Below are 25,434 nucleotides of genomic sequence, written 5' to 3' on the forward strand. Positions count from 1 at the left end.
CCTCTTAGTGTTTAAAATAGTATATCCCAAATGCGTGGGAGAAAGATAAGTGCACCTGTCACTGCAGCAAAAAGAGAGACCACAAGCACGGCTCCTGCTGCCATGTCCTTGGCTTTCTTGGCCAACATAGAAAAGTGATAGTTGCTGGCCAAATCCACCACATTTTCGATAGCAGAGTTAATAATTTCAAAGGCTACTACCAAGAAAATGCTCATTAGGAGAAAGAGCCATTCGATTCGTGACACCTGAAAAACAAAACCTGCAAGGATAACCACAAGGGCTGTCACTGCATGTTTTCGCATATTGCGTTCTTCCTTGATCGCAGTCAGAATTCCTGTAAGGGCAAATTCTAAACTGGATACCAGGTCACGATTTTTCCATTTTCGTTTATTGTCTTGTGAGTCCATAGGCTGTCAAAATTTCTTCTTGTAAACCGAACATCTCCGCTTCTTCTTCCGGAGTGTAGTGATCATAGCCGTTAATGTGTAAAAAGCCGTGTACTGCCAAGAAGCCCATCTCACGCTCAAAGCTGTGACCGTATTCCTCAGCCTGCTCATGCGCTTTATCGATAGAGATGAACAATTCCCCAATGTAGGCATCAAACTCAGACATCATCTCTGCCAATTCTGGATTTTCAAGCAAATCCTCTTCGTCAAAGGCAATGTCCAACTCTGGCTTATACTCAAGGCTGATGACATCTGTCGGACGGTCCGTGTCACGGTACTCAAGGTTGAGTTCATGACTACGCTCGTTGGTCACAAAAGTGACTGCCATTTCCTTGTCTTCTTTTCCTATTTTTTGGGCTGCAAATTCCAAAATTTCTTGGGTTTGTCGCAAGATTTCTTGTGAAACTTGACCAGTTTCATCTACCATTTCAATATACATGTACTTCTCGATTCTCTTTACTTGGCTTTATTATACCACATTTCCATGATTTTATTCTACCTTTTTGATATAATACTATGGAATACAATCACAAGGAGAGAACGATGTCATTTGACGGATTTTTTTTACACCACATGGTTGAGGAATTGCGAAGCGAGTTAGTCAATGGTCGCATTCAGAAAATCAATCAGCCTTTTGAACAAGAGTTAGTCTTGCAAATCCGCAGCAATCGCCAAAGCCATCGCCTGCTCCTTTCTGCCCATCCAGTTTTTGGACGCATTCAACTGACCCAAACGACTTTTGAAAATCCAGCCCAACCTTCTACTTTTATCATGGTTTTGAGAAAGTATTTGCAGGGTGCTCTGATTGAGTCGATTGAGCAAGTCGAAAATGACCGTATTGTGGAAATCACGGTTTCCAATAAAAACGAAATTGGAGATCATATCCAGGCTACACTGATTATCGAGATTATGGGCAAACACAGCAATATTCTCCTCGTGGATAAAAGTAGCCATAAAATCCTCGAAGTTATCAAACACGTAGGCTTTTCGCAAAATAGCTACCGCACCTTGCTTCCAGGATCAAACTATATCGCTCCACCAAGTACCGAGTCTCTCAATCCTTTTACAGTCAAGGATGAGAAACTCTTTGAAATCCTTCAAACCCAAGAGCTAACAGCAAAAAATCTTCAAAGTCTCTTTCAAGGTCTGGGGCGAGATACAGCAAACGAACTGGAAAAGCTCTTGGTTCGTGATAAACTTTCTACCTTCCGTCACTTTTTAGGACAAGAAACCAAGTCTTGTCTAACAGAGTCTTCTTTCAGTCCAATTCCTTTCGAAAATAGTGTAGGAGAGCCTTTTGCTAGTCTTTCTGATCTTCTGGATACCTACTACAAAGACAAGGCTGAACGCGACCGTGTCAAACAGCAAGCCAGTGAACTGATTCGCCGTGTTGAAAATGAACTTCAGAAAAATCGACATAAGCTAAAAAAACAAGAAAAAGAGTTACTAGCAACAGACAATGCTGAGGAATTTCGCCAAAAAGGAGAATTGCTGACAACCTTCCTCCACCAAGTGCCTAATGACCAAGACCAGGTTATCCTAGACAACTACTACACCAATCAGCCTATCACCATTGCTCTTGATAAGGCACTAACTCCCAGCCAGAATGCCCAACGCTATTTTAAACGTTACCAGAAACTCAAAGAAGCTGTCAAATACTTGACTGAGTTGATCGAAGAAACCAAGGCCACCATTCTTTATCTAGAAAGTGTCGAGACTGTGCTCAACCAAGCTGGACTAGAGGAAATCGCTGAAATCCGTGAAGAATTGATCCAAACAGGCTTCATTAGAAGACGCCAACGTGAGAAAATTCAGAAACGCAAAAAACCAGAACAGTATCTGGCGAGTGATAGCAAAACTATCATCTATGTCGGTCGAAACAACCTGCAAAATGAGGAATTGACCTTTAAAATGGCTCGTAAGGAGGAACTTTGGTTCCATGCCAAGGACATTCCTGGAAGTCATGTCGTCATCTCAGGAAATCTCAATCCTTCTGACGAAGTCAAGACAGACGCAGCCGAACTAGCAGCCTACTTTTCCAAAGGGCGCCTGTCAAATCTCGTGCAAGTGGATATGATTGAAGTGAAAAAACTCAACAAACCAACTGGTGGAAAACCTGGCTTTGTAACCTACACAGGACAAAAGACCCTCCGCGTTACACCAGACCCCAAAAAAATCGCATCTATGAAAAAATCCTAATTTCAAATGAAATCAGGATTTTCTTTTACATTTTACTCTGCAATCAAGGTTTCCAAACCAACCTTCATCATATCTGTGAAGGTATTTTGACGTTCTTCTGCAGTAGTGTCTTCATCTGGATTGACCAAGCTATCAGAAATGGTCATGATAGCAAGTGCATCGACGTGGTGTTGGGCAGCAAGATAGTAAAGGGCTGCTGCTTCCATTTCCACAGCTTTAACTCCCCATTTACCAAGCTCGATGTTCTTTTCAAAGTAGTTTGAGTAAAAGACATCTGATGACAAAACATTCCCAACGTGGGTGGTCATACCTTGTTCTTTGGCGATATGGTAGGCCTTGTCTAGCAAGTCAAAACTAGCGATTTGTGGGAAATCATACTGTGGCCAGTCGTTGCGGATGATGTTTGAGTTGGTTGCAGCAGCCTGTGCCAAAACCAATTCACGGACATGGACATCCTCGTTTAACGAACCAGCAGTTCCCACGCGGATCAATTTTTTCACACCATAGTCCACAATCAACTCACGTGCATAGATTGAAATAGATGGTATTCCCATCCCAGTTCCCATGACAGATACACGGTGACCCTTGTAAGTACCAGTGTAGCCAAACATGTTACGCACTTCGTTAAAACAAACAACACCTTCAAGGAAATTCTCCGCAATAAATTTCGCACGAAGAGGATCCCCCGGAAGAAGAATTTTATCAGCAATTTCACCCTGCTTAGCAGCAATATGGATAGACATAATATAAGATACCAAACCCGTCAAAAAGCAAAGGGAAAATAGGAGTTGGGCGCAGTGAGCGATGCTCACTAGACCAACTATCTTTTTCCCACTGCTTTTAGGGTGGGTTCAATTCCTTTCTTTCTTAATTTTGATGATAAATAGGAGAATAGCACGGGTTCAATTCAAACCCAAACTACCTACCTTTCAATGTTTTTAGAAAAGTTTTCCGCTCGTGTTCAAATCAGAACACCTTACTCTACCTTTCTTTTTGTATATTTAGGACAGCGACAGAGAACAAAGTAAAAATAGGAAACTGACGAAGCATCACAGATGCTAGACAGTTTATCTTTTTTACACAGTTCTCCGCCCGTATTCAGTTCAGCAAATACGGTTTACCCATCCTTTCTTTTATTGTTATGAAAAGTTTTTCGCTCGTGTTCAAATCAGAACACCTCGCTCTACCTTTCTTTATTCTAAATGTGATAGTCAAAAAGATACCAAACCCGTCAAAAATCGAAGGGAAAATAGGAGTTGGGTGCAGTGAGCGATGCTCGCTAGACCAACTATCTTTTTCCCACTGCTTTTAGGGTGGGTTCAATTCCTTTCTTTCTTAATTTTGATAATATAATATAGAGGAGAATAGCTCGGATTCAACTCAAACCCGAACTACCCTTCCTTTCAATGTTTTTAGAAAAGTTTTCCGCTCGTGTTCAAATCAGAACACACGTTCTACCTTTCTTTTTATAAACTTTAAAGAGGGAGTAGCATTTAAACACCTACTCCGCCTTTCTCATTTGCTATTTTATAGCAAGACAAACTCAGGAAAAAACTTGAATCCACCCTTTCTATGATTGATTATTAATTACAATTCAGCAAGAATAGCTTTAAGCAAACCTTTGAAGTCACCTTTGACACGCTCTGTCACTTCCACAACTTCCTCGTGGTTGAGTTCTTCTTGGAAACCAGCAGCGTGGTTAGTGATACATGAAATTCCTAGAACTTTCAAGCCTGAGTGAGCTGCCACAATAACTTCAGGAACAGTGGACATACCAACTGCATCTGCTCCCAATGTCTTATAGGCACGAATTTCTGCAGGTGTTTCATAAGTCGGACCGGTTACACCGATATAGACACCTTCATCAAGCTTGATACCAAGTTTTTTGGCCACTTCATGGGCAGTAGCACGGTATTCTGGTGTGTAGGCTTTAGACATATCAGGGAAACGTGGACCAAAATCATCCAAGTTTTCACCCATCAATGGATTTTGACCTGTCATATTGATATGGTCTGAGATAGCCATCAAGGTACCAGGACCAAATCCAATACCTCCAGCTGCATTGGTTACAATGACACCTTCACATCCGAGAACTTTCATCACACGAACTGGGAAAGTCACGACTTCAAGAGGATTGCCTTCGTAGAAATGGAAACGACCTTGAAGAGCCAAGACCTTGCGACCTGCAAGTTCTCCATATACCAATTTCCCAGCGTGACCGACTACTGTCGAACGGCCCCAGTTTGGAATGTCTGCATAGTCTACTACAACTGGATTTTCGATTTCTTCCGCCAATTCTCCAAGTCCTGATCCAAGGATTAGACCAAACTCAGGCGCTTGGATTCCCTTGTCTTTCAGGAAAGCAGCTGTTTCCTTGATCTTATCTAAAAATGTCATTGTGTGTCTCCTTTATTATTTATTAGCATTTGACCGATTTTATCAAAGGTTTTTGCGTTGCGAATGGTGATGTTGCGATAGAAAGGCATCTTGAGCAAGTACTTGTGATAGGCAGTTGCATAGTAGGATTTTTCAGAGAATTTCCCCCAGAAAATCCCAAGTCTTCCAAAATGAACCACTTCATCTTTCAGTTCCAAACTGTTCACTTTCTCGATGACTTGATCCACATCCAAGCTCTCCGTGTAGAAGAGCACATCCTTTCGTGCCAAATCTTTGGTCCACCATTCAGGTAGATTTTCAATTTCCGCTTCAAAGTCCTTTAGACTCAGCAAAGAAAAGCTCTGAATAAATGGATAATGGACTTCAAAGAAAGCCTCTAACTTTTCAACCAATCGGGCTTTGGGATCTGTCGAAGTAAAGAAAATATTGCCACTGTTGATGTAGGTCTCAACCTTTTCCAGTCCCAACTCTGTCAATTCTTGACGAAGTTGCGCCATGACAACCTTATTCTTCCCACCGACATTAATGCCCCTAACCAGTAAAGCGTAGCGCGTCATCTTATACCAATTTATCTAAGAAACTTTCCCCAATCATGGCAGTTTCAACACCAAAGTTATCCGCAACTGTCGCTGAGATATCTGCAAAATGTCCAACCGGAATGACACCATTTCCCTTAAAGCTAGGGCTGTAAGCTAAAAGTGGGATATATTCACGAGTGTGGTCTGTTCCTGCATAGGTTGGGTCATTTCCATGGTCAGCAGTAATCAAAAGAAGATCATTCTCTCTCATGGCTGCGATAATTTCAGGCAAGCGTTCATCAAACTCATGCAAGCAATCACGGTAGCCATGAGCATTGCGACGGTGGCCATAAAGGGCATCAAAGTCAACCAAGTTTGTGAATGAGAATCCTTTTTCAAATTCAGCAAGTCCCATAGTCTTCAAGAGTGTATCAATTCCATGGCTGTTTGACTTGTTGTGGCCCATATCATGGTTGATACCCGCACCGTTAAAGATATCGTTAATTTTACCAACAGCATAAGTATCGATGCCAGCTTCGTTCAATTTATCCAAAACAGTTGGTGCAAATGGGGAAACGGCCAAGTCACGACGGTTAGCTGTACGAGTGAAGCTACCTGGTTCACCAACATATGGACGAGCAATGATACGACCTAGAAGAGCAGGACGTTCAAGTGTAATCGAACGAGCGTATTCACAGATACGGTACAATTCATCCAAAGGAATGATGTCTTCGTGGGCAGCAATTTGCAAAACAGGGTCAGCTGAAGTATAGATAATCAACTCCCCAGTTTCCATCTGACGTGGTCCAAAATCATCGATAACAGCAGTTCCTGAGTAAGGTTTATTGGCTTCACGAATGACCTTGCGCCCTGAAAATTCTTCGATTTTTGTCAAGATTTCTTCTGGGAATCCGTTCCAGAAGGTATCAAAAGGCTCCGTAATGTTGAGTCCCATGATTTCCCAGTGTCCAGTCATGGTATCCTTACCAAGAGATACTTCCTCTAATTTAGTTGCATATCCAGTTGGATTGCTTTCTGCCGGTACCGTCTTTAGAGGCGTTTCACGAGGAATATTTCCTAGACCGATTTTAGCCATGTTTGGCACATTCAAACCAACTGTTTTGGAAATGTGTCCTAGTGTGTCAGAAGCACCGTCTGGAACCCCTGCATTGACAAAGTTATTGGCATCTGGTGCAGCACCGATTCCCACAGAATCCAGTACCACCAAGTGAATACGATTAAATTTTGACATAGTCTGTCTCCTTATTATTTTAGTTATCTTGCTTTTGTTGAAGTTAAAATCTGAACACCACCTCGTCCAGCTACAATAACCTTGTCTACCATTTGGTTGAATAAGCCGTGCTCTACGACACCAACAACATGGTCCAACTCTTGCCCAAAGGCAATTGGATCTTCGATGACATCCAAAGCAAGATCAATGATAAAGTTCTGCATATCTGTCACAAAACGTTGACCATCTTTTTCACGAAAACTTGGTTTGTAGCCAGCTCGCTCAAACCGACGAAAGACCTGTTCTGATCCATACTGAACCACTTCTACTGGCAATTTAAAAGCACCTAGTTTCTCTACCAGTTTGCTTTCATCTACCACCCAAATGTATTCTTTTGAGGGCGTTGCGACAACCTTCTCCATCAGAAGGGCACCACCACCACCTTTGATCCCGTTGAACTGACTATCTACTTCATCCGCCCCGTCAACCGTCACATCGACAAAGTCTACTTGATCAATCGACTTGAGCGGGATGTTAAGACCTTCAGCCTGTTTACTGGTCACACTGGAAGTAGTTACAGCAGTAATCTGCAAACCTTCTTCATTAATCCGACGACCTACTTCCTCTACGAAATAATAGGCAGTAGAGCCAGTTCCCAGTCCGACAACCATCCCTTCCTTGACAAACTCAGCAGCCTTGATACCTGCCATCTTTTTCAGATTCTCCACTTAAACACCTCCAATAAAGAGCTATTTTTATTATAACATGTATCCGTTTTTATTTCATGAATACACTTGAAAAACCCGAACATTTTTATTTCGGGTTTTGGTATCCTATTTAACCATATCTGGATCGTAATCATAGAATCCTGTATCGAGAAAACGGTTTTTAGGGTGAAGTTTACGAACTTCTTCATCCAGCAAAAAGGCTTGATCATGGCTGAAATTCCCCTCTTGAATCAAGCCACGCGCTTGAATAAAAAGTTTAGCAATTTCTACAAAATTCTGACCTGGGGTGTAAAGTCCCTCAAGTTTCCAGTGAGTAAAACCATGCTCCACCAATTCTGTCAATTTGGTCATCAAATCAAGGTCATTGTTGGCAAAGATGTGGGTACCATGATTGTCTTCAAAGATGGAATAATGGCTTTCTGGGTCACTCGGTTCTGCCAAGAAGAGATCACGTTTGCGTGTCTTTTCATCATCGATATGTGTAAAGTTATAGTAGTTTTGCAAAAGTGGTCGCTTAGAATGGTGAATGACACTAGCTCCATAAACCAACACTTCAGCAGGAATTTCCAAAATCTCTGGCATCTTGAAGAGCTCAGCAGATGGAATTTCACGCGCCAAGACAGCCTCAGAGGCGCCTGCCTTTTGACCCCAGAAGTTAATCTGACGACTGCTTGTCACCATGGTTGAAGCATCGTAGATGGTCTTAAAGGAATAGCCATCACGATTGACAACGTAAAAGACACCTGCATCCCCAACAGTAATATAGTCTGTCTTGATTTCTTCCAAGAAGTCTAGGAAGGGCTTGATACGGTCCATCATATCTTGGTGCATGAGGGCATTAACCGCGACAATCAACTCTTTACCAGCCTCATGAACGAGATTAGCGATGGTGCGTAAGTCTTCATAACTAAAGGTCGTTGGCAGACGAAGGCCAAAATCTTTCTCACCAACATAGATACGGTCTACGCCAGCTTCGAGTAACTGTTCAACTTGTTCAATACTTTCAGCAGTTGCTGTAATGATAATCTTTTCCATAAGAAAAATTATACCACATTTCTCAAAAATCAGCTATGGGTACTAGGAGTTTTATAAAAAGTCAAAGTCATTTTTTAAAGGTCGCAATCAAAAAAGTGAACGGTAACTTGTACCATTCACTCTATTTTATGCATGTGTTTTTTCAACTAGGTGGCCATCATTCATGACATAAATACGGTCAACCTTATCAAGAAGGCGAGTATCGTGCGTAATCATAACAACTCCTCTACCTTGTTCATGGGCAATGGCAGCCAGCATCTCCGTTACTTGGTAGGCACGCTCAGTGTCAAGACTGGCTGTTGGCTCATCTGCAAGAACGATGCTCGGATTGTTATAGAGCGCTCTAGCAATCGCGGCACGTTGACGTTCACCACCAGATAGAGCCTTGGGATACTGATCTTGTACTTTTTCCAAATCCAACAAGTTGAAGAGCTCTTTTCGGTCACTTTTACTATTTTTTCCCTTATCTAGTCTGTCAATCAAATCCAGCTGTTCCTTGACCGTTAGAAAAGGAATTAAGTTTGAAGCCTGGAGAATGAAACCAAACTCTCTAAAACGGAGATCTGTTTTTTCCTTCTCCGTCAAACTGCCTGTTTCCTTCCCTTTGACTAGAATCTTTCCACTCGATGCCTCCTGTAGTTGTCCTAGAGTTGTTAGAAAGGTCGTCTTTCCAGAACCTGAGGGCCCAACGATAGCTACGAACTCTCCCGCATTTAGCTGAAAATTCGTCTCATGCAGAGCTACGACTTTCATCTTTCCTTCCCCGTAGGTTTTTGTCACTTGAGCCATTTCAATCAATGCTGTCATACTATTCTCCTTATCATTCTGCAATCGCAGTAATCGGGTCCACCTTTAGCAAGCGTGGAAGTGAAATGACACCACCTAGAAGGGCCATCAAGGAAATTACCAAACTTAGGACAGAGTAGGCTATCCAACTTGGATAGAAAAAGAAGGTAGCTGGTAAGACTAAAATTACTCCTCCGATTGCCAGCAAGGCTAAAGCAATCCCCATACCAGCTAGGAGGAAGATTTGACAGAATAGAGACCATACAATGGTTTTGATCTGTATCCCCTGAGCTCGCATTATTCCATAAAGTCCTAGTTTTTGGATGGTAATGATATAAACAAAAATCCCCACAATCAAGCCAGTGATAACAATCATAGCAAGAATCATTCCTGAAAATACATTAACCTGAGGTGTGTAACCAGGGATTTTCGATATCATTTTTGGAATGGAAATCTGTTTCAGACCATCCCCGACCACTTCTATGTCATTTTTCAATACCAATGCAGAGATGGAACGATTGGCTTTCAAGGTTCCTTGTAAGGTCCAATAAGTTGTCAGACTCGTAAAGACAACAGGCTCAGTGAAAAATTTATTTCCTTGAGTCAGGCCTACAATCTTGTAACTTGACTCGCTTCCATTGAGCTGAATAGCATCGCCTAGCTTCATTCCATAGTTCTCAAAAGACTGATCCACGACAACCTCATCATCTCCTTCAGGATAACGACCCTCCGTCAAACTAGGAGAGATAAAAGAATCCCACTCTTGAGCAAAAATGGAAACATTGACCTTTTCACTACCATCGACTAGATTGGTCACAGCGAACATATAGCCCAATGGAGCAGCCTCTTCAGAATTTTTATCCTTGTAGTCCTTTTCAGGAATAAAGGATGCCGTCAAATTATCATTTGCGTAGTCGGATAAAACGACACCTGTCGCTTGCCAATTATCAATAGCTGCTCGGTTGTTTCGCACAAGACCAAGAGCTAGACTGGTCATAAAAAAGACCATAAAAGCGATAAGAAAAATGGTAGTTAGAATCAAACTATATCGAAGTTTGTTTCGTAATATCTCTTTGATAGCAAGATACATGCTTATCTCCTTTAACTTTCCCCAGAGGTAGCAAGAAGGCCACCCAATCCAATAGACAGAATCTCTGTCCTTCCATCCATTCAAAACAACTCCTACCAATACTCTTCAAAAGTATCTAGGTAGCAACTTAACAAATCATCTTAGGAGGAAGCCTCAGCTTGCTATCAATTTATATAAGTTATCCCTTCCCTATCCTGTATGTTAGGTAAGGTCAGGTTATCTGTTTTAAGTGTAACATCCATGCTATCACTTTCTCTAGTGGGTGTCAAGAAGAGTGACTTAGAAGATGATAAGAGACTTTAGTAGTTTTGTAACCATTCTGTAACAATTCTCTGCATAAAAAATGATAAAATAGTTAGGTACTGTTAAGGAGAGAATCATGCCCGCAAGAAAACTAGAAGCTTATGAGTTTGAACAAATTCCAGAATCGAAACAAACTCCGCTTTATCAAGATTATACACCAGAAGCCCCAGTCGGCTCTGGCTTAAAAGAGATTTTATTTTTTGTAAATATTGCTTGTTTTTGTATTTTTATGGTGCTTTTTAGCTTTATCTTTTTAGCCTTAAAATTGAATACAGCTTTATCATTTATTGCTGCTATGGGAACAAGCTTCACACTTTTACAACTTCAACGAAAGATGATGAAACGAAAATTTTCAAAATAAAGGTTGCTACTACTACCAGCCTTTTTTCTAGTTATCGAAAAAGACAGTTATAAAACTGTCTTTTTTTTTTATTTATTCTTACGTTTTGAAGGAGATTGAATAGCAATCTTAACTTCAAAAATTGTTCCTCTAGGTTTGTTATCTTTTACGCTAATCGTTCCTCGTAAGGCATCTACGATCTGCTTAGCCAAAGATAGTCCCAGACCGAAACCGCCTTTCTGACGAGTTCTCGCCTTGTCTACACGGTAAAATCGGTCAAAGATTTTCTTCTTGTCAGGAGCTGAGATTCCAATTCCGTTATCCGTTACTGTAAGATAGAGGTGGCGATCTGTAGCATAAACCACAAACTCAATTTTCCCATCTTCTTCGGTATACTTGATGGCATTGTCAAATAAGATGGTCATGAGCTGTTTTAGGAGCAACTGATCAGTCATGAAGGGACGATAAATCCGATTTTCATAGTCAAAAACACGATCATTTTCAGAAGCAATCAACTCATAGTTAGCAAAGGTGGTTTTAAAGAACTGTGGTGATACTTCTGCTATTTCTGGTTTAATTCCATCATCGCGACGTGCAAGGTTGAGAAGATTGGTCGTGAGAAAACGCATGTTGCGAACTTCTTCAAGACTTGAAGCGATACTTTCGCTGGACTCCATGATCGTAGCTTCTGGTTTTCGAAAGAGAGTCTCTAAACGATTTTGTAAAACGGCCAAAGGCGTCCTCAGTTCGTGGCTCGCATTTTCAACAAAGGACTTCTGCTTTTGCATACTTTCCAGCAAAGGTTTGACACTTACACGTGCCAAGTAAACACTGGCAATTAAAGATAGAAGCCAAAAACTAGCCATGACTACAACAATTAAATGCTCGTGGTTTTGGCTGATTTGCTCAAGCTGGCTGGTATTGATTAAAACCGCAGCATATTTGACATTGCTTGATACGGAGGAAGAGTTTGTTTCCATCAAAATCATCCGATAGGTTTCTTCCTGACCATAGCTATTGATAACTTGGATTTGGCGAATATGATTCAACTCTCTCTTGTCCAGCTTGATCTTGTCCAAGCCTAAAAAGCGATTTCCCAGTAAGAGTTGGTTAAAATCCTTGTCAAAGAGCAAGACTTCCGTATTGGAGCTGACATTGGGTTTGATTTCAGCCTTGCTGGCATCCGCTGTTGCTGGTTGAATATCTTTGACTTCCTCAGTTGCCCGATTCAGGGCTAACTGGATAACCGCTTGGGGACTACTACTAAGGGCTTGGAGTTTTTCATCTACAGAAGTGTAGAGACTCGAGTGCATGACCTGGAGGATAATCAAGGTCATGGCAGAGAAGATCAGGGTGAACACTCCAAAGTTTCGAATGAAATAGCTGAAATCATCCGCATACCATGTTTTTCTTAGTTTATTGAACATCTTTTAAAATATACCCGACACTACGCAAGGTTTGAAGATTTTCAGCAAAGGCTGTCCCCTTCAATTTCTTACGAACTTTTGAAACATAGACTTCTACAACGGAAATCGTCGTATCGCTATCAAATCCCCATAGACGGTCAAAAATTTGTGTCTTAGGAAGAATAACATTTTGATTTTGAAGGAAGTAAACCAATAACTCAAACTCTTTGCCGAGTAGTTCTACAGGCGTGTCTTCCACTTTTACTTCATTCGTTGAAAGGTTGACGACAATATCTCCATAGGTCAAGGTGTTTTCGTTAAACTTACCTGAACGCTTGAGAAGGGCTTGAATCCGCATTTTGAGTTCTTCTAGATAGAAAGGTTTGGTGAGGTAGTCATCCGCTCCCAACTCAAAACCATGTCCCTTGTCATCCAAACTTTCCTTAGCAGTCATGATAAGGACTGGTGTCGTAATTCCTTTTTCGCGCAACTCTTTCAAGACTTGGAAGCCATTTTTTTCAGGCAACATCAGGTCAAGCAAAATCAAGTCATAAACGCCACTTTCAGCTTCGTAGAGACCTTCTTCTCCATCAAAGACCTGCATAACATCTGCAAAATCATCTAAAAAGTCAAATACTGAGTTTGACAGGCCTAGGTCATCTTCTACTAATAAGATTTTTATCATCAGAAACTCCTCCTTGTTATGATTATTATACCAAAATTGCCTTAAAAAAAACTCAACTCTCTCTTCTTTTCAGATAGAAAGTTGAGTTTTTGTTTACATAAACGAATTAAGCTTTAGCATATTGGGCTACAACAGTTTCTACTGCTGCTTTTTCACGCTTAATCAAGTCAACACGCGCTGCAATTTCCTTGATTCCCATACCGATATTACGGCTAAGAGCGAGGTCAGAGAGTTGTGGTTCAAAGAATTCCTTGTACTCTGCCAAACGTTGCTCTGTCTTAAATACGTGGGCAGGTAGGATAACAAAGCTATCAAAGCTCATATCCCCACCAAGAGCTGCCTTGATCCAATCCCAGTTTTCACGCGCCCATACCCAAACAGTTTCTTGAGTCGCTTGGTGTCCGAGGAATTGGAGGTACCATGAAGAAAGGTCTTGTGGTTTTACCACAAATTTATCCTTCCATGAACTAATCAAGGTTTGAATATTATCAGCATCTGTACTGTATGCTAGAGCAGCTGCCAACTGGCGTTTGAAGACAGCATCTGTCGCATGAGTGTAGAGGTCCAGATAAGTTGCCACCAAGTCCTTGGTCTCATGGTGTTTCATCTCATTGATGAGAACTTGTGCACGGATGGCTGCTGGAAGTCCTGCAAGGTTCTCCTTGTGAGCTGCAAAGATTTGGCTAGTGACTTGACTAGCTTCTGCATCATTTGAGCGAATCATCATAGAAACGGCCAACTGACGAACCAATTCGTCCTCATCTGATTCCCCGTCTTTGGCTTCAAAACCAAGACGGTCATAATTGTGACGAGCTAATTTAGCAACCAGATTGTTAAATGCTTTCTCAGTTTCTGTTCCTTCATCAATAAAGCGTTCGAGGGCAGAAATCACTTGAGAAACAGCTGAAACAACCAAGTAAGACTCTTCCTTAGCAAGTTTATCAAGCACAGGTAGCAAGTCAGCATAAGAAATGTGCCCTGCTTCAGCAAGCAGACGACGTTCTTGCACGATTTGCAATTTGCTTGTATTATCAAGTGTCTCTAGCTCAGCAAGAACAGCATCTAACAAGTCTCCTTGATAGTCTGTAATGTAGTGGGCTGTATTTTCCGTGTTGAGACGAAGTGCTCCTTCGTTTTCAGCAAGAAGAGCTGCGTAGCCAGGAATTTCGATACTTTCAGTTTCAAGCGTATCTGGCAAGCCTTTCCAGTTGCTGTTGAGAGGCACAACCCAGAGACGGTTCTTGTCTTCGTGCTCACCGATGAAGAATTGTTTTTGTGAAATCTTCAAAACATCATTTTCAACTTTGACAGTGAGAACTGGGTAGCCAGGCTGTTCCAACCAAGAATCCATGAAGGCTGCAACATCTCGCCCTGATGCTTGTCCGAGAGCATTCCAAAGGTCACGACCAATGGTGTTGCTGTATTGGTGTTTTTCAAAGTAGGCATGCAAACCTTTAGCGAAATCAGCATCACCTAGCCAACGACGAAGCATGTGCATGAGGCGACTTCCTTTAGCATAGACGATAGCTCCGTCAAAGAGGGTATTGATTTCATCAGGGTGTTTGACTTCGACATGAACAGACTGCACGCCATCCGTCGCATCACGTTCAAGAGCAAGAGGTACTCCACCTGTTTGGAAATCTTCAAAGATATTCCAAGTTGGCTCGATGGCATCCACACAGACGTATTCCATCATGTTAGCAAAACTTTCATTGAGCCAAAGGTCATCCCACCATTTCATAGTCACGAGGTTTCCAAACCATTGGTGGGCAAGCTCGTGGGCAATGACAAGGGCAACTTGTTGACGGCTGGCAAATGTTGAGTTCTCATCCACAACCAAGTAAACTTCACGGTAGGTCACCAGACCCCAGTTTTCCATAGCACCAGCTGAGAAGTCAGGAAGAGCAATATGGAGAGATTGTGGAATTGGATACTTAACTCCGTAATAATCTTCGTAGAACTCGATTGAGCGAACGGCGATGTCTAGTGAGAAATCAAGGTTAGCTAGTGGGTGAGCTTTGGTTGAGTAGACACCTACGAGGGTACCGTTTTTAGTTTTAGCCGTTACTCCTTGCAAATCACCAGCGACAAAAGCCAACAAGTAAGATGACATGCGAGGTGTTGTCGCAAACTTCCAGATACCTGTTTCCTTGCGGTTTTCAACATCAATCTCAGGCATGTTTGACAAGGCTAACTCACCTTCTGCCTGGTCAAAACGGAGAGCGAGATCAAAGGTTGCTTTGGCTTCTGGCTCATCCACACACGGAAAGGCTTCACGCGCAAAATGGCTCTCGAACTGAGTAGACAAGACTTCCTTCTTGACACCATCCACTGTGTAGTAAGAAGGGTAAATACCTGTCATGTTGTCTGTGATTTTTCCTGAAAAAGCGATGACTAATTCAACTTGACCAGCCTCAGCCAATTCGACATGAAGGGCTTCATTTTCATGATCAACTGTAAATGGACGAGCTTGACCCGCAACTTCTACAGAAGCGATTTCCAAATCTTTTTGGTGAAGGGAAATACGGTTAATCTTGGCTTGACCAGTGATGGTCACCTTCCCAGAAAAGGTCTTGGTCTCACGACTCAAGTCTAAAAATAAATCATAATTTTCAGGAACAAATTGCGTAATAAAATGTTCAACTGCTTGCATAGTTTTCTCCTATTCTAAGTTTAAGAGCTGCTGCTCTTCTTCAAACAAACTTATTATATCATGTTTTGCTTAAGAAAAAAGGATTGGACGGTGATTTCCAAAACTTTCTTCCCCTTAAAAGTTTACTGTGGGTAAACCTTGCAAAATTCTTCTAAAACGACCTTGCTGTCAGGTGTAAAAGTCAGTCCTGCCTCTCTCAGCCAGTCAGCGAAACAGTCCTCATGAACTTGGCGCCAATAGGCCAGGGATTTGTCTCCCTCGCCTTCCTTATAGGCATGGTCAGCAGAAACTTGCTTGAAAGGCTGAACGGAAACCTTTGTAATTTCGACAATACAGACAGCCTGATTTTGACTGTCTAAAATGACATCGAAGGTTCCTTCTTGTGGAAGAGGTTCATCCTCTAGTGCATAGAGGTCGTAGGCTGAGGCGGTTGCTGTCTTCTCGCCTCTTAGTACCAAGTCGGCCAAGAAATCGGCATCCACTCCAAAAGCCCAGGCATCTATCTCATCTCCGATAGATGGGTTAATTTGCTTATACGCATTCCACATTTCTTGCGGTGTCATAGTTTGCTCCTTTGTAATTTTTTACTTACTTCTTTTACACGTTTGAGGTGGTCTGGATGGTCAATCTCTAAATTAAAAATCTCTGGAATAGAACTGTAGTGGATAATGCATTTGATACCCATCTGATTCATTTTTTGTATGAAAGAAACATTCAGATAGCCTGCTACAGCAAAGTCAATCTTTTTCATCCTTGCTTTATCCTGCATATCTCTCAACATATCTAACATTATTGGACTTTCCATATCATGCCATTGACTATTTCTCACAGTCGCAAAAACAAAAGAAGTCAAATCATTCATTCCAACCATAATCTTTGAAATACCCGTTTCCAGTATCCTGTCCAAGTCAAAATAAGCTGACGGCAATTCAATCATTGTGCCGATTTTTCCAGTAAAACCATGCTGACGTAATACTGTAATAGCTTGTTTTAATTGGTCGGCATCATTGACAAAAGGAAAAATAACAGACAGATTAGGATTGGTTTGATAAACTTTTGTAACAACATTTGCCTCAGCATGAAATTCATTCAGACACGCCAGCAAGCGCCTTATCCCTCTATACCCAAACAAGGGATGATTTTCATCAAAATGCTCTTTAGTCTCCTCTAAACAATTAGCTTCTGTATTTGTTAACTCTGAAAAACGATACCAAACCTCTTCATCTGAGTACAAGGAGCAGATAGTGTCTAGATAATCTTTTACATATTGCTGACAACTTGGTAACAGGATGTTTTGATTGAGCTCTCTTAGCAAGTATTCCCCACGAATCATACCAATATGATGCAATAGTTGTGGGTAAACTTTTTCAGCAATTTTCTCGCCACTAAGAGCTAGCTGATTTTTCATAGCCATTCACCTCGTCTTAAAAGATATAACATCAGATATCATTATATGAAACTTTCCTCTAGTTCAAAAGCTTCATAAGGTTCAACTAACTCATATCCTAAGAATTCTGCTACTTTTTTGGAAGATTCGTTATGAGCATCCCAAAGTGGAAACATATCTCTATTTAAACTCTCTAGAATCATTGCAGCACCAAGCTTTTTAGCAAATCCATTTCCTTGTTCGTTTGGTCTAGTTGCAACTTCCACTTCAACTGCTCCACGGTAAACTAACCCTGAGGAAATCCCAGCAATCAGTTCATTATTTTTAAGAATCACAAAGCCAAATCCACCTTTTAAAACAAAATCCTGATAGGACTCAAAATCCCCCTGTAAATCTTGTGACCATTCTTCCTCAGAAAAGCAGTTATAAATATGATTATCAATGGGCACAATATTGTAACCTTCCTCTAAATGAGTAACTAGATCATTTAGAAATTCAACTTGAAAATTTGCCTTATCTTTAAAAGAATAGCGAGTAAAAGAATTTAGCCCCACTTTTCGATGCAGAAAATCTTGCCAATTGGTATCTTCTGAAATAATAATCTTATAATCTAAACCATATTTCCTAACAAAATCTTCCCAAAATCTAGAATCTAACTCCCCTGCTAGGTATAGAAAATTCCCAACATCATAAAAGCTTGTTGTCCTATCACTGTTTCGGTAGACAGTTCCGATTTGAGATTTAAGACCATAGAGAACCATATTTTTCTTCCATGTTTTAAATAGTTCCATTATCCCCTTACTTCACTTTCCAATTTCTATAGCTTGTCATATCTAATTCTGGAAATCCTAATAATTCAGACTTAACCTTCAAAACTAATGGCGATGCATTTTCTGTAGTAATTTCTTCCAAATTCACCCAAAGTGCATTTGCTGAATCATTACTTCCATCAAGAACCTCCTGAGAAATTGAATTTTGAGAGTGTTCAAAATCGAGTACTATATCATAAAAGGCCATGATATGGTGTACTGCAAAGTCTTGCCCATCTTCTTGAACCAGCACATCATAAATCCTAGGATTAGCATAACCCTTAAGCTTATATCCTGTCTCTTCCAAAACTTCTCTAATCAGAGTTTTCGTCAGTCCTTCACCAAGTTGTTGACTACCACCGGGTAGATCATAACGATGTTGATAAGGGCCTCTCGTTTTTTCAATGCAGAGTAACTTCCCGTTTTCAAAGCAAACACCATAAACTCCAAAGTGTTTTTTGATTTCCATCCAACTCCTCCTACTTCAAAGACCAGCCACCATCTATTGTTAAAATTTGCCCTTGCATGGCGCTAGCTTTTCCACTTGCTAAGAAAAGGCTAAGTTCTGCTATTTCCTCTGGCTCAATCCAGCGCTTGATTGGCGTTTCACTAGCCACCCAGTCTGCCAACCCACCTGGCTCAAAGTCCGCAGCGGTCATAGCTGTCTTAACAGCTCCTGGAGCGATACCAAAGACCTGAATCCCAGCTTCTGCATAGTCTAGAGCCAACTGCTTGGTAAAGCCAGCCAAGGCATGCTTAGACGAGGTATAGGCATGACCACCTCCGCCAGCTAGGCTTGAGGCAATCGAACACATATTGATAATAATTCCTTTTTTATTTTCCAGCATTTTTGTCAAATAATGTCGAGTCAGCTCAACTGGAGTCACGTAGTTGATTTCAAAAATCTCTTGAATTTCCTGCGCAGTCTGTTCCAAAAGCGGTTTGTAATCATCCAAAACTCCAGCAGTATTACACAAAATATCCACCTGAGGACACCAGTCAAAAACTGGCTCTAAATCAAGAGTTAAATCTCTCTGTAAAAAGTGGAAATCACCATCTAAATCTGGCTTTTCTCCTTGATCCACACCATAAACTTGATAGCCATTCTCTAAAAAGAGTCGAGCTTGAGCCAGACCGATTCCTGAACTCACTCCCGTAATCAATACACGTCTAGTCATGGACTTCTACCCAGTCCGTTGCCAAAACATCACAAGGTGTCGGGCTCCATATGGAAAAACCTTCCCCTTCTCCAGACACGTTGATTAGGAAATAGGGCGTCACCTCAAGAGCTACACCATTTTGCTCGATAGTGTCAAAAAGTTGGACATAGTTTTCTGCCCCTCCCCAACCAGTACGTACATATTTTTTCTTAGCCTTTAATCCAGGCAGGATTTCTTCAAATGTCATGACTATCTCCTTTGTTGTCTACTTATTTTTATTATAACAAAAAATCGACAACCAATCTATCATGGTTCCCGATTTTGTTCTTCCCTAGTCTTTCCCACCAAGTTTGCTATTGATGGTCATCATGATGCTGGCTATCTTCTCGCCCCAGTATGGATCAGAAGCATAGCGAACATTCATTCCTGTCGCTTTGTTTCCAAGGTGGTCTCTGCCATAGTCAATGTAATTTTCACGAATCCACTTAGCCGCACCGAGAATCCCCTTGTCCACATCATCAAATTTCTTGGCCGAGGCATATGGGCTCGAATCATAAGCCGCAATTCCAAAGAAGTTATTCTTATCCTTGGCAATCTGGCTCCGTCCCCAAGCACTCTCGAGTGCACTATGCGCCATCAAGTAAAGAGCATTTACACCATAGCGTTTCTCAGCTTCCTTAAAAATAGCACCCTTACCAGCGAGACGACTATCCCGAATATTCATCAAAGAATAAACTTTATCCAATTCAGCTGCGCTGTAATTACTTGGTTTAGTCAAATTTCTAAAGAGGAAGGGGTTTTCAATGGTAAAGCCATCAAAATGAATTCCATCAGTTGAATAATATTTCTTACCAATAGTCATAGCTGAGCTATGTGGCGCAACACGGAGACTTACATAAGGTGACAACTCATGGTAAAAATACTTGCCATCACTTGTATAATGAGGGACAAATTCACTATCTTTATCAATAGCTACTAAATCACTTTTATTCATGAAGCCGGATAAACCAGAAATATTGACTGGTATTTGACTATCTTTTTTAGATTGGGCATCCCCAAGTGAAACTATGGTTCCCTGTGATACATAACTCAATCTTTCACCAGAAGCACTATAAACATAAGCAGTAATCGGTTTTACTTTGTAATATTTTGCCTCTGAGATCCACTTCCCATTATTCTGGAAGGAATACTCTTTACCTTTGATCGTAAAAGTACCTGTTACATATCGACCATCATCTTTTAGATAGTACCAAGCATCGTAATCTTTGTCAAAAATCCATTCATTTTTGGCCATATAGCCACCAGATTTAAGGTAGTATGAACCAATCCATTCACGGGAAGCGTAGGCCCCACCTGACTTCAAGTAGAACCAGCTATTGTAGGATTTATCAAAAATCCACTCTTTTTCCGCCATAGCGCCACTATCTTTCAGATAGTAGTCACTTTTCCACTGGCTACTTGCCATCACACCATCGCTATTAAAATAGTACCATGTTCCTTTGATTTTTTCCCATTTATTGCGGGAAATCTTTCCTGAAGCTGTTGCATAGTACCACTTGTCAGATATTTTCACCCAATCATTTTCTGCCATGGCACCACTGCCTTGGAAGAGATAGTCATTATAGATGGTGCGACTAAGCATGACACCATCTTTATCAAAGTAATACCAGACACCTTCAATCTTTTCCCATTTATTGCGAGAAATCTTGCCCGAAGCTGTGGCATAGTACCACTTGTCAGATATTTTCACCCAATCGTTTTCTGCCATGGCACCACTACCTTGGAAGAGATAGTCATTATAGATGGTGCGACTAAGCATGATTCCATTTTTATCAAAATAGTACCAGCTGCCTTCAATCTTTTCCCACTTATTGCGAGAAATCTTGCCTGAAGCTGTGGCAAAGTACCACTTGTCAGATATTTTCACCCAATCGTTTTCTGCCATGGCACCGTTACCTTTGACAAGGTAATCATCAATTATAGTATTACTGAGCATAATACCATTTTTGTCAAAGTAATACCAAGTGCCACTAATTTTTTTCCAGTTTACGACAGGCTGGTTATTTTCATAAAAACGCCAGTTTCCTTGTTCTTTCTGCCAACCTTCCTTGATAACTTCCTCTTTTTTTTCCTTTTTGGATGAGTCATCTTTAGAAGAATTTTCCTCTTTTACAACCGGCTCTTTCTTGGGCTCCACTTGAGGAACTTCCTTTTTCGGAGTAGCTTCCTCTTTTTTCTCGACTACATCTGTAGTCTGAGTTTTTTTCGTAACCTGAGATTCTTCAGCATATACAGATGTCTTTGCAAATCCTGCCATAGAAAGAACGACAGTACTTGCAAGTAGTATCTTCTTCATTTTATTCTCCTCAGTAGAAAACGATCTACACTATTACTATTTTATAAAACCTATTGTAACATAGTTGACTAACGGAAATATTACAAATTGATGAAGATTCTATGTCTTGTTGACAATAAGGAAGACCTAGTTTATCTCAGACTGGCTTTAACTTCTCGACGGAAATCTTCCAAGCTGCTAATGCCATATTTGTCCATGACTTTTGGCAGATTTTCGATGATATCAGGACAGGCATAAGGATTGGTAAAGTTAGCTGTCCCAACTCCGATGGCAGAGGCACCAGCCAGATACATTTCTAAAGCAGCTTCAGCCGAATCCACTCCCCCCATTCCAATAATGGGAAGGTCTGTTGTTTGAGCGACTTGGCGGATGAGTTTGAGGGCGACTGGAAAAACTGCAGGACCAGACATCCCACCCGTTCCATTGGCTAGGATTGGTTTTCTAGTTTTGAGGTCAAATCGCATACCGACAAGGGTATTGATCATGGTTAAGCCACTTGCTCCTGCATCTTCTGCGGCTTTGGCGATGGTGACAACATCCGTCACACTAGGAGTTAACTTGACATAGACTGGCACATCAGAGGCTTCCACAGCTGCCTTTACCACTTCATAAGCTAGATCAGGGTCTTGCCCAATCAAAAGTCCATGATTGCCGTGATCCACATTAGGACAAGAGATATTGAGCTCGATAGCCTTTACATTTGCAGCCTTGGAAATTCCTCGAGAAACGGCAGCGTACTCTTGTTTTGAAAAGCCTGCAACATTTGCGATGATAGGAAGCGTAGGATACTGTCTTTCCAGCCAAGGTAACTTTTCTGCTAAAACAGCTTCTAAACCCGGATTTTGCAAGCCGATTGCATTGAGCATACCAGCAGGTGTCTCAGCTACCCTTGGAGTTGGATTGCCAAAACGGGGTTCAAGTGTCGTCGCCTTGATCATGATAGAGCCTAAAAGGTCTAAATCATAGTACTTGGTATACTCCTGACCAAAACCAAAACAGCCTGATGCTGGTATGATGGGATTTTTCAAGTCCAAACCCGGTAGAGAAACTTGTAAGCGATTTGTAGTCATGACTTTCTCCTTATAACACAACTGTTCCTGTACGGAAAACAGGGCCATCTTCACAGACACGTTGACTGACTGTCTCACTATCTGGCACTTTTAGAACGCAGGCATAGCAAGCCCCCATCCCACAAGCCATACGAGATTCTAGAGATAGATAGGCTCTTGGGTGATTATAAAATTTTTGATTGATGTACTTCATCATTCCAGGCGCTCCACATGAGTAAACAGCATCAAATTGACTGTCTAAATCATTGATAACAACAGGTACATTTCCCTTAATGCCATAAGAACCATCATCTGTCGTTACAAAGACCTGACCATATTGGGACAATTCGGTTTCGAGAATAACAGCATCCTTAGTCGCAAAACCGAGGACAGTCACTACTTTTACTCCACGCGCATGCAATTCCTTGGCTACCTCGAGCAAGGGTGGAACACCAATCCCACCACCAACGAGAAGAACTCGGCTCTGGTCGTCCAAGTCAGACAAGTCAAAACCATTTCCCTGAGGCCCCATCACATCAAGAGTATCTCCCTGACTTAATGTTGAAAAAATAGCTGTACCAGAACCCTCAATCCGATAAATAAGATGACACTGCTTGTTTGCCTTGTCAATAGACGAAATTGAAATAGGACGGCGCAAGAGATGGGCATCATCAGGCACGCGCAGATGAAGGAATTGACCTGGTCGCATGGCTTCAACCATCTCCCCTTCTAGGACTAATTCAAAGATTGCTGGCGCAATTTCCTCTTGTGCGACCACCTTCATGGTTTCCAAACGAATGGCACCCAAACGCTTCTTACATGTGGGATTCATGACTTTTCCTCCTTAAATTTAAGGGGACCAGATAAAGAAAAGACCTTGCTAATGCAAGGCCTCAGTTGGGTTAGGCTAGAACTCATGCGCACACTTAAAAAGTCCCCACAGAGAGTTTCCTATCCCTTTTATCTGACACCTTGTGAGTCTCTCTGGACTCCCCTTAAAGGTTAAATTTGTATTAGTATACTCTTTCAAAGTAAAAAAGTCAAGTAGAAAACGAACATTCTACTTGACCTCACTGGATTATTTTTCACGAATGACTTCGACCTTGTAGCCATCAGGATCCTTGACAAAGTAATAGTTTGGTGGGGTTCCAGGTAGGCCCTTTGGCTCTGTAACCTCATAGCCTTTCGCGCTATGTTCTTGATGAAGAGCTTCAAGATCAGGTGTACTGAGGGCGATATGGGCAAAGCCATCTCCTACCACATAAGGACCGTGGTCATAGTTATAGGTCAATTCCAACTCGTAGTCATCACCCTCAAGTCCTAGATAGACAATGGTGAAGGCATAATCTGGAAAATCCTTGCGACGCAATTCTTTAAATCCAAAAGCGTCTTGATAAAATGCGATTGATTTTTCAAGGTTTTCTACTCGCAAGCAAGTGTGTAACATTTTTGAAGCCATGGCTTTCTCCTTTATTTCTAAAAAGACTGGGACAATCCTGTTCCAGTCTTAAAAGTAATTATTTACCAAGTTTTGCTTTAGCTGCATCTGCAAGAGCTGTGAAAGCTGCTGCATCGTTAACAGCCAAGTCAGCAAGCATTTTACGGTTAACTTCGATTTCAGCCAATTTCAAACCATGCATCAATTGTGAGTATGAAAGTCCGTTAAAACGAGCTGCCGCATTGATACGAGTGATCCACAATTTGCGGAAGTCACGTTTTTTCTGACGACGGTCACGGTATGCATAGTAGTAAGAGTTCATTACTTGTTCTTTTGCAGTACGGAACAAGATGTGTTTAGCTCCATAGTAACCTTTTGCTAATTTAAGAATACGTTTACGACGTTTGCGTGATACAACGCCACCTTTAACACGTGCCATGTTTTATTTCCTCCAAATATTTCCTAGAATTGTTTACTTACTGTTAGGCTATTATTTCAAGCGAGTAAGCATTGCTTTGATACGTTTGAAATCTCCTGAATGCACCATAGATGCTTTACGAAGATGACGACGTTGTTTCTTAGTTTTTCCGTGGAAACGGTGAGAAGTGTAAGCACGAAAACGTTTAAGTCCACCAGAACCTGTACGTTTGAAACGTTTAGCTGATGCGCGGTGTGTTTTTTGTTTTGGCATGATTTTTTCTCCTTTATTTAACTTTCTGACAATTATTTTTTGTCAGTTGCTGGCGCCAATTGCATGAACATTTGGCGTCCATCCATCTTAGCTCGTTGTTCGATGATCGCAATATCTTGTGTTGCTTCAGCAAACTCGGCTAAAACTTTTGCACCAATCTCTTTATGGGTAATCATACGACCCTTAAAGCGGATAGATACCTTAACTTTATTTCCTTTTTCAAGGAATTTACGTGCATTGCGAAGTTTTGTGTCAAAGTCACCCTTGTCGATAGTTGGACTCAGACGAACTTCTTTCACAGTAACAACACTTTGTTTTTTACGTTGTTCTTTTTGCTTTTTCTGATACTCAAATTTGAACTTACCGTAGTCCATAATTTTAGCAACAGGCGGTTTTGCTTGGGGTTGAATCAATACTAAATCAACATTTGCACTATCAGCCAATGCTTGCGCTTCGCTGAGTGGCTTGATGCCTAGCTGTTCTCCCTCAAGACCGATCAAGCGAACTTCACGTACACGAATTTCATCATTGATGAATAAGTCTTGCTTTGCTATGGTTTTCACCTCTTTTTTATTATTAGAGAAAAACAAGAGCGGGCTCGTAATGATACAAGCCCGCACGTTATGATAGCGTTTCTTAGAAACTTTTCATCCGTAGGGCCAGGCAACTTGATGTCACAAGGCGAGAAGCTCTCACTTCTGCTTTTCTCAACTTTTATATGATACCA

The 25,434-nt window shown here is 41.3% G+C and carries 28 protein-coding genes and 1 other annotated feature; of the genes, 2 read left to right on the forward strand and 26 right to left on the reverse strand.

Features of this window, described 5'->3' with window-relative positions; translation table 11 throughout:
- Positions 1 to 11: 11 nt before the first annotated feature.
- Positions 12 to 407 carry a diacylglycerol kinase family protein gene (locus D8803_RS07330; protein WP_061416687.1) on the reverse strand — a complete coding sequence of 132 codons (396 nt, stop codon included), beginning with the start codon at positions 405 to 407 and terminating at the stop codon, positions 12 to 14.
- Positions 388 to 885 (reverse strand): rRNA maturation RNase YbeY, encoded by a 498-nt coding sequence (gene ybeY, locus D8803_RS07335; RefSeq protein WP_061416684.1) that lies wholly within the window; start codon positions 883 to 885, stop codon positions 388 to 390. Before ybeY ends, D8803_RS07330 begins: the two co-directional genes overlap by 20 nt.
- Before the next feature lie 104 nt (positions 886 to 989).
- Here ybeY and pavA point away from each other — a divergent pair, with 104 nt between their 5' ends.
- Positions 990 to 2,645: an Rqc2 family fibronectin-binding protein PavA gene (gene pavA / locus D8803_RS07340; protein WP_131200716.1), complete on the forward strand. Its 1,656-nt coding sequence runs from the start codon at positions 990 to 992 to the stop codon at positions 2,643 to 2,645.
- Positions 2,646 to 2,677: 32 nt separating this feature from the next.
- On the opposite strand, the gene deoD is transcribed toward pavA, so the two are convergent.
- The 8 genes from deoD to D8803_RS07380 form a co-directional block, all read right to left on the reverse strand.
- Positions 2,678 to 3,388 carry a purine-nucleoside phosphorylase gene (deoD, locus tag D8803_RS07345; protein WP_061416680.1) on the reverse strand — a complete coding sequence of 237 codons (711 nt, stop codon included), beginning with the start codon at positions 3,386 to 3,388 and terminating at the stop codon, positions 2,678 to 2,680.
- A gap of 844 nt (positions 3,389 to 4,232) precedes the next feature.
- Positions 4,233 to 5,042: a purine-nucleoside phosphorylase gene (locus D8803_RS07350; protein WP_060628514.1), complete on the reverse strand. Its 810-nt coding sequence runs from the start codon at positions 5,040 to 5,042 to the stop codon at positions 4,233 to 4,235.
- Positions 5,039 to 5,599: a DUF1697 domain-containing protein gene (locus D8803_RS07355; RefSeq protein ID WP_131200717.1), complete on the reverse strand. Its 561-nt coding sequence runs from the start codon at positions 5,597 to 5,599 to the stop codon at positions 5,039 to 5,041. The genes D8803_RS07350 and D8803_RS07355 overlap by 4 nt, the downstream gene beginning before the upstream one ends.
- 1 nt (position 5,600) lies before the next feature.
- On the reverse strand, positions 5,601 to 6,812 hold the full coding sequence (locus D8803_RS07360) for a phosphopentomutase (protein ID WP_131200718.1): 1,212 nt from the start codon (positions 6,810 to 6,812) through the stop codon (positions 5,601 to 5,603).
- Between the two features lie 23 nt (positions 6,813 to 6,835).
- Positions 6,836 to 7,519 carry a ribose-5-phosphate isomerase RpiA gene (rpiA, locus tag D8803_RS07365; RefSeq protein WP_131200719.1) on the reverse strand — a complete coding sequence of 228 codons (684 nt, stop codon included), beginning with the start codon at positions 7,517 to 7,519 and terminating at the stop codon, positions 6,836 to 6,838.
- Between the two features lie 105 nt (positions 7,520 to 7,624).
- Positions 7,625 to 8,554: a peptidase U32 family protein gene (locus D8803_RS07370; RefSeq protein ID WP_131200720.1), complete on the reverse strand. Its 930-nt coding sequence runs from the start codon at positions 8,552 to 8,554 to the stop codon at positions 7,625 to 7,627.
- A 126-nt stretch (positions 8,555 to 8,680) separates the two neighbouring features.
- Entirely contained in the window at positions 8,681 to 9,361 is a 681-nt protein-coding gene (locus D8803_RS07375; RefSeq protein WP_131200721.1) for an ABC transporter ATP-binding protein, read from the reverse strand.
- A 13-nt stretch (positions 9,362 to 9,374) separates the two neighbouring features.
- A complete protein-coding gene (locus tag D8803_RS07380; RefSeq protein WP_131200722.1) occupies positions 9,375 to 10,430 on the reverse strand; it encodes an ABC transporter permease in 1,056 nt (351 codons plus the stop codon).
- Between the two features lie 379 nt (positions 10,431 to 10,809).
- Between D8803_RS07380 and D8803_RS07385 the strand changes: the two genes are divergently transcribed.
- On the forward strand, positions 10,810 to 11,094 hold the full coding sequence (locus D8803_RS07385) for a DUF3270 domain-containing protein (protein WP_131200723.1): 285 nt from the start codon (positions 10,810 to 10,812) through the stop codon (positions 11,092 to 11,094).
- Positions 11,095 to 11,162: 68 nt separating this feature from the next.
- Here D8803_RS07385 and D8803_RS07390 read toward each other — a convergent pair whose 3' ends face one another.
- The 16 genes from D8803_RS07390 to infC all read right to left on the reverse strand — a co-directional run bounded on the left by D8803_RS07390 (position 11,163) and on the right by infC (position 25,270).
- Positions 11,163 to 12,500 (reverse strand): sensor histidine kinase, encoded by a 1,338-nt coding sequence (locus tag D8803_RS07390; RefSeq protein ID WP_131200724.1) that lies wholly within the window; start codon positions 12,498 to 12,500, stop codon positions 11,163 to 11,165.
- Positions 12,490 to 13,164, reverse strand: a complete 675-nt coding sequence (gene ciaR, locus D8803_RS07395) for a two-component system response regulator CiaR (protein WP_000590630.1) — start codon at positions 13,162 to 13,164, stop codon at positions 12,490 to 12,492. The genes D8803_RS07390 and ciaR overlap by 11 nt, the downstream gene beginning before the upstream one ends.
- Positions 13,165 to 13,270: 106 nt before the next feature.
- Positions 13,271 to 15,817 (reverse strand): M1 family metallopeptidase, encoded by a 2,547-nt coding sequence (locus tag D8803_RS07400; RefSeq protein ID WP_131200725.1) that lies wholly within the window; start codon positions 15,815 to 15,817, stop codon positions 13,271 to 13,273.
- Positions 15,818 to 15,939: 122 nt separating this feature from the next.
- Entirely contained in the window at positions 15,940 to 16,380 is a 441-nt protein-coding gene (locus D8803_RS07405; protein WP_131200726.1) for an ASCH domain-containing protein, read from the reverse strand.
- Positions 16,377 to 17,225: a putative PEP-binding protein gene (locus D8803_RS07410; RefSeq protein WP_131200727.1), complete on the reverse strand. Its 849-nt coding sequence runs from the start codon at positions 17,223 to 17,225 to the stop codon at positions 16,377 to 16,379. Before D8803_RS07410 ends, D8803_RS07405 begins: the two co-directional genes overlap by 4 nt.
- A 41-nt stretch (positions 17,226 to 17,266) precedes the next feature.
- Positions 17,267 to 17,995, reverse strand: coding sequence for a GNAT family N-acetyltransferase (locus D8803_RS07415; RefSeq protein ID WP_131200728.1), 729 nt, complete (start codon positions 17,993 to 17,995; stop codon positions 17,267 to 17,269).
- Positions 17,996 to 18,002: 7 nt separating this feature from the next.
- The gene (locus D8803_RS07420; RefSeq protein ID WP_131200729.1) at positions 18,003 to 18,482 is read right to left on the reverse strand and encodes an NUDIX hydrolase; all 480 of its coding nucleotides are present in this window, start codon (positions 18,480 to 18,482) and stop codon (positions 18,003 to 18,005) included.
- 10 nt (positions 18,483 to 18,492) lie between these two features.
- On the reverse strand, positions 18,493 to 19,191 hold the full coding sequence (locus D8803_RS07425; protein ID WP_131200730.1) for a 3-oxoacyl-ACP reductase: 699 nt from the start codon (positions 19,189 to 19,191) through the stop codon (positions 18,493 to 18,495).
- Positions 19,184 to 19,420, reverse strand: coding sequence for a DUF2829 domain-containing protein (locus D8803_RS07430; protein WP_131200731.1), 237 nt, complete (start codon positions 19,418 to 19,420; stop codon positions 19,184 to 19,186). The genes D8803_RS07425 and D8803_RS07430 overlap by 8 nt, the downstream gene beginning before the upstream one ends.
- 84 nt (positions 19,421 to 19,504) lie before the next feature.
- Entirely contained in the window at positions 19,505 to 21,529 is a 2,025-nt protein-coding gene (locus tag D8803_RS07435; RefSeq protein WP_131200732.1) for a glucosaminidase domain-containing protein, read from the reverse strand.
- 131 nt (positions 21,530 to 21,660) lie between these two features.
- Positions 21,661 to 22,599, reverse strand: coding sequence for a dihydroorotate dehydrogenase (locus D8803_RS07440; protein WP_131200733.1), 939 nt, complete (start codon positions 22,597 to 22,599; stop codon positions 21,661 to 21,663).
- 10 nt (positions 22,600 to 22,609) lie between these two features.
- Positions 22,610 to 23,410, reverse strand: coding sequence for a dihydroorotate dehydrogenase electron transfer subunit (locus D8803_RS07445; RefSeq protein WP_131200734.1), 801 nt, complete (start codon positions 23,408 to 23,410; stop codon positions 22,610 to 22,612).
- 246 nt (positions 23,411 to 23,656) lie between these two features.
- Positions 23,657 to 24,037 (reverse strand): VOC family protein, encoded by a 381-nt coding sequence (locus D8803_RS07450; protein WP_000157143.1) that lies wholly within the window; start codon positions 24,035 to 24,037, stop codon positions 23,657 to 23,659.
- Between the two features lie 58 nt (positions 24,038 to 24,095).
- Positions 24,096 to 24,455, reverse strand: coding sequence for a 50S ribosomal protein L20 (gene rplT, locus D8803_RS07455; protein WP_131200735.1), 360 nt, complete (start codon positions 24,453 to 24,455; stop codon positions 24,096 to 24,098).
- Positions 24,456 to 24,506: 51 nt separating this feature from the next.
- Positions 24,507 to 24,707, reverse strand: coding sequence for a 50S ribosomal protein L35 (gene rpmI, locus D8803_RS07460; protein WP_001125942.1), 201 nt, complete (start codon positions 24,705 to 24,707; stop codon positions 24,507 to 24,509).
- A 32-nt stretch (positions 24,708 to 24,739) separates the two neighbouring features.
- Positions 24,740 to 25,270 (reverse strand): translation initiation factor IF-3, encoded by a 531-nt coding sequence (gene infC / locus D8803_RS07465; RefSeq protein WP_000848184.1) that lies wholly within the window; start codon positions 25,268 to 25,270, stop codon positions 24,740 to 24,742.
- 15 nt (positions 25,271 to 25,285) lie between these two features.
- Positions 25,286 to 25,417 (reverse strand) — a sequence feature (ribosomal protein L20 leader region).
- Positions 25,418 to 25,434 lie beyond the last annotated feature (17 nt).

Origin of the sequence: Streptococcus oralis (genome assembly GCF_003943385.1) — a bacterium.
Classification (GTDB): Bacteria; Bacillota; Bacilli; order Lactobacillales; family Streptococcaceae; genus Streptococcus; species Streptococcus oralis_CA.

Excerpts from the sequence above, each read along its gene's own strand:
- D8803_RS07330 (WP_061416687.1), bottom strand. The coding sequence starts at position 407 with ATGGACTCACAAGACAATAAACGAAAATGGAAAAATCGTGACCTGGTA.
- ybeY (WP_061416684.1), bottom strand. The coding sequence starts at position 885 with ATGTATATTGAAATGGTAGATGAAACTGGTCAAGTTTCACAAGAAATC.
- pavA (WP_131200716.1), top strand. The coding sequence starts at position 990 with ATGTCATTTGACGGATTTTTTTTACACCACATGGTTGAGGAATTGCGA.
- deoD (WP_061416680.1), bottom strand. The coding sequence starts at position 3,388 with ATGTCTATCCATATTGCTGCTAAGCAGGGTGAAATTGCTGATAAAATT.
- D8803_RS07350 (WP_060628514.1), bottom strand. The coding sequence starts at position 5,042 with ATGACATTTTTAGATAAGATCAAGGAAACAGCTGCTTTCCTGAAAGAC.
- D8803_RS07355 (WP_131200717.1), bottom strand. The coding sequence starts at position 5,599 with ATGACGCGCTACGCTTTACTGGTTAGGGGCATTAATGTCGGTGGGAAG.
- D8803_RS07360 (WP_131200718.1), bottom strand. The coding sequence starts at position 6,812 with ATGTCAAAATTTAATCGTATTCACTTGGTGGTACTGGATTCTGTGGGA.
- D8803_RS07370 (WP_131200720.1), bottom strand. The coding sequence starts at position 8,554 with ATGGAAAAGATTATCATTACAGCAACTGCTGAAAGTATTGAACAAGTT.
- D8803_RS07375 (WP_131200721.1), bottom strand. The coding sequence starts at position 9,361 with ATGACAGCATTGATTGAAATGGCTCAAGTGACAAAAACCTACGGGGAA.
- D8803_RS07380 (WP_131200722.1), bottom strand. The coding sequence starts at position 10,430 with ATGTATCTTGCTATCAAAGAGATATTACGAAACAAACTTCGATATAGT.
- D8803_RS07385 (WP_131200723.1), top strand. The coding sequence starts at position 10,810 with ATGCCCGCAAGAAAACTAGAAGCTTATGAGTTTGAACAAATTCCAGAA.
- D8803_RS07390 (WP_131200724.1), bottom strand. The coding sequence starts at position 12,500 with ATGTTCAATAAACTAAGAAAAACATGGTATGCGGATGATTTCAGCTAT.
- ciaR (WP_000590630.1), bottom strand. The coding sequence starts at position 13,164 with ATGATAAAAATCTTATTAGTAGAAGATGACCTAGGCCTGTCAAACTCA.
- D8803_RS07400 (WP_131200725.1), bottom strand. The coding sequence starts at position 15,817 with ATGCAAGCAGTTGAACATTTTATTACGCAATTTGTTCCTGAAAATTAT.
- D8803_RS07405 (WP_131200726.1), bottom strand. The coding sequence starts at position 16,380 with ATGACACCGCAAGAAATGTGGAATGCGTATAAGCAAATTAACCCATCT.
- D8803_RS07410 (WP_131200727.1), bottom strand. The coding sequence starts at position 17,225 with ATGAAAAATCAGCTAGCTCTTAGTGGCGAGAAAATTGCTGAAAAAGTT.
- D8803_RS07415 (WP_131200728.1), bottom strand. The coding sequence starts at position 17,995 with ATGGAACTATTTAAAACATGGAAGAAAAATATGGTTCTCTATGGTCTT.
- D8803_RS07420 (WP_131200729.1), bottom strand. The coding sequence starts at position 18,482 with ATGGAAATCAAAAAACACTTTGGAGTTTATGGTGTTTGCTTTGAAAAC.
- D8803_RS07425 (WP_131200730.1), bottom strand. The coding sequence starts at position 19,191 with ATGACTAGACGTGTATTGATTACGGGAGTGAGTTCAGGAATCGGTCTG.
- D8803_RS07430 (WP_131200731.1), bottom strand. The coding sequence starts at position 19,420 with ATGACATTTGAAGAAATCCTGCCTGGATTAAAGGCTAAGAAAAAATAT.
- D8803_RS07435 (WP_131200732.1), bottom strand. The coding sequence starts at position 21,529 with ATGAAGAAGATACTACTTGCAAGTACTGTCGTTCTTTCTATGGCAGGA.
- D8803_RS07440 (WP_131200733.1), bottom strand. The coding sequence starts at position 22,599 with ATGACTACAAATCGCTTACAAGTTTCTCTACCGGGTTTGGACTTGAAA.
- D8803_RS07445 (WP_131200734.1), bottom strand. The coding sequence starts at position 23,410 with ATGAATCCCACATGTAAGAAGCGTTTGGGTGCCATTCGTTTGGAAACC.
- D8803_RS07450 (WP_000157143.1), bottom strand. The coding sequence starts at position 24,037 with ATGGCTTCAAAAATGTTACACACTTGCTTGCGAGTAGAAAACCTTGAA.
- rplT (WP_131200735.1), bottom strand. The coding sequence starts at position 24,455 with ATGGCACGTGTTAAAGGTGGCGTTGTATCACGCAAACGTCGTAAACGT.
- rpmI (WP_001125942.1), bottom strand. The coding sequence starts at position 24,707 with ATGCCAAAACAAAAAACACACCGCGCATCAGCTAAACGTTTCAAACGT.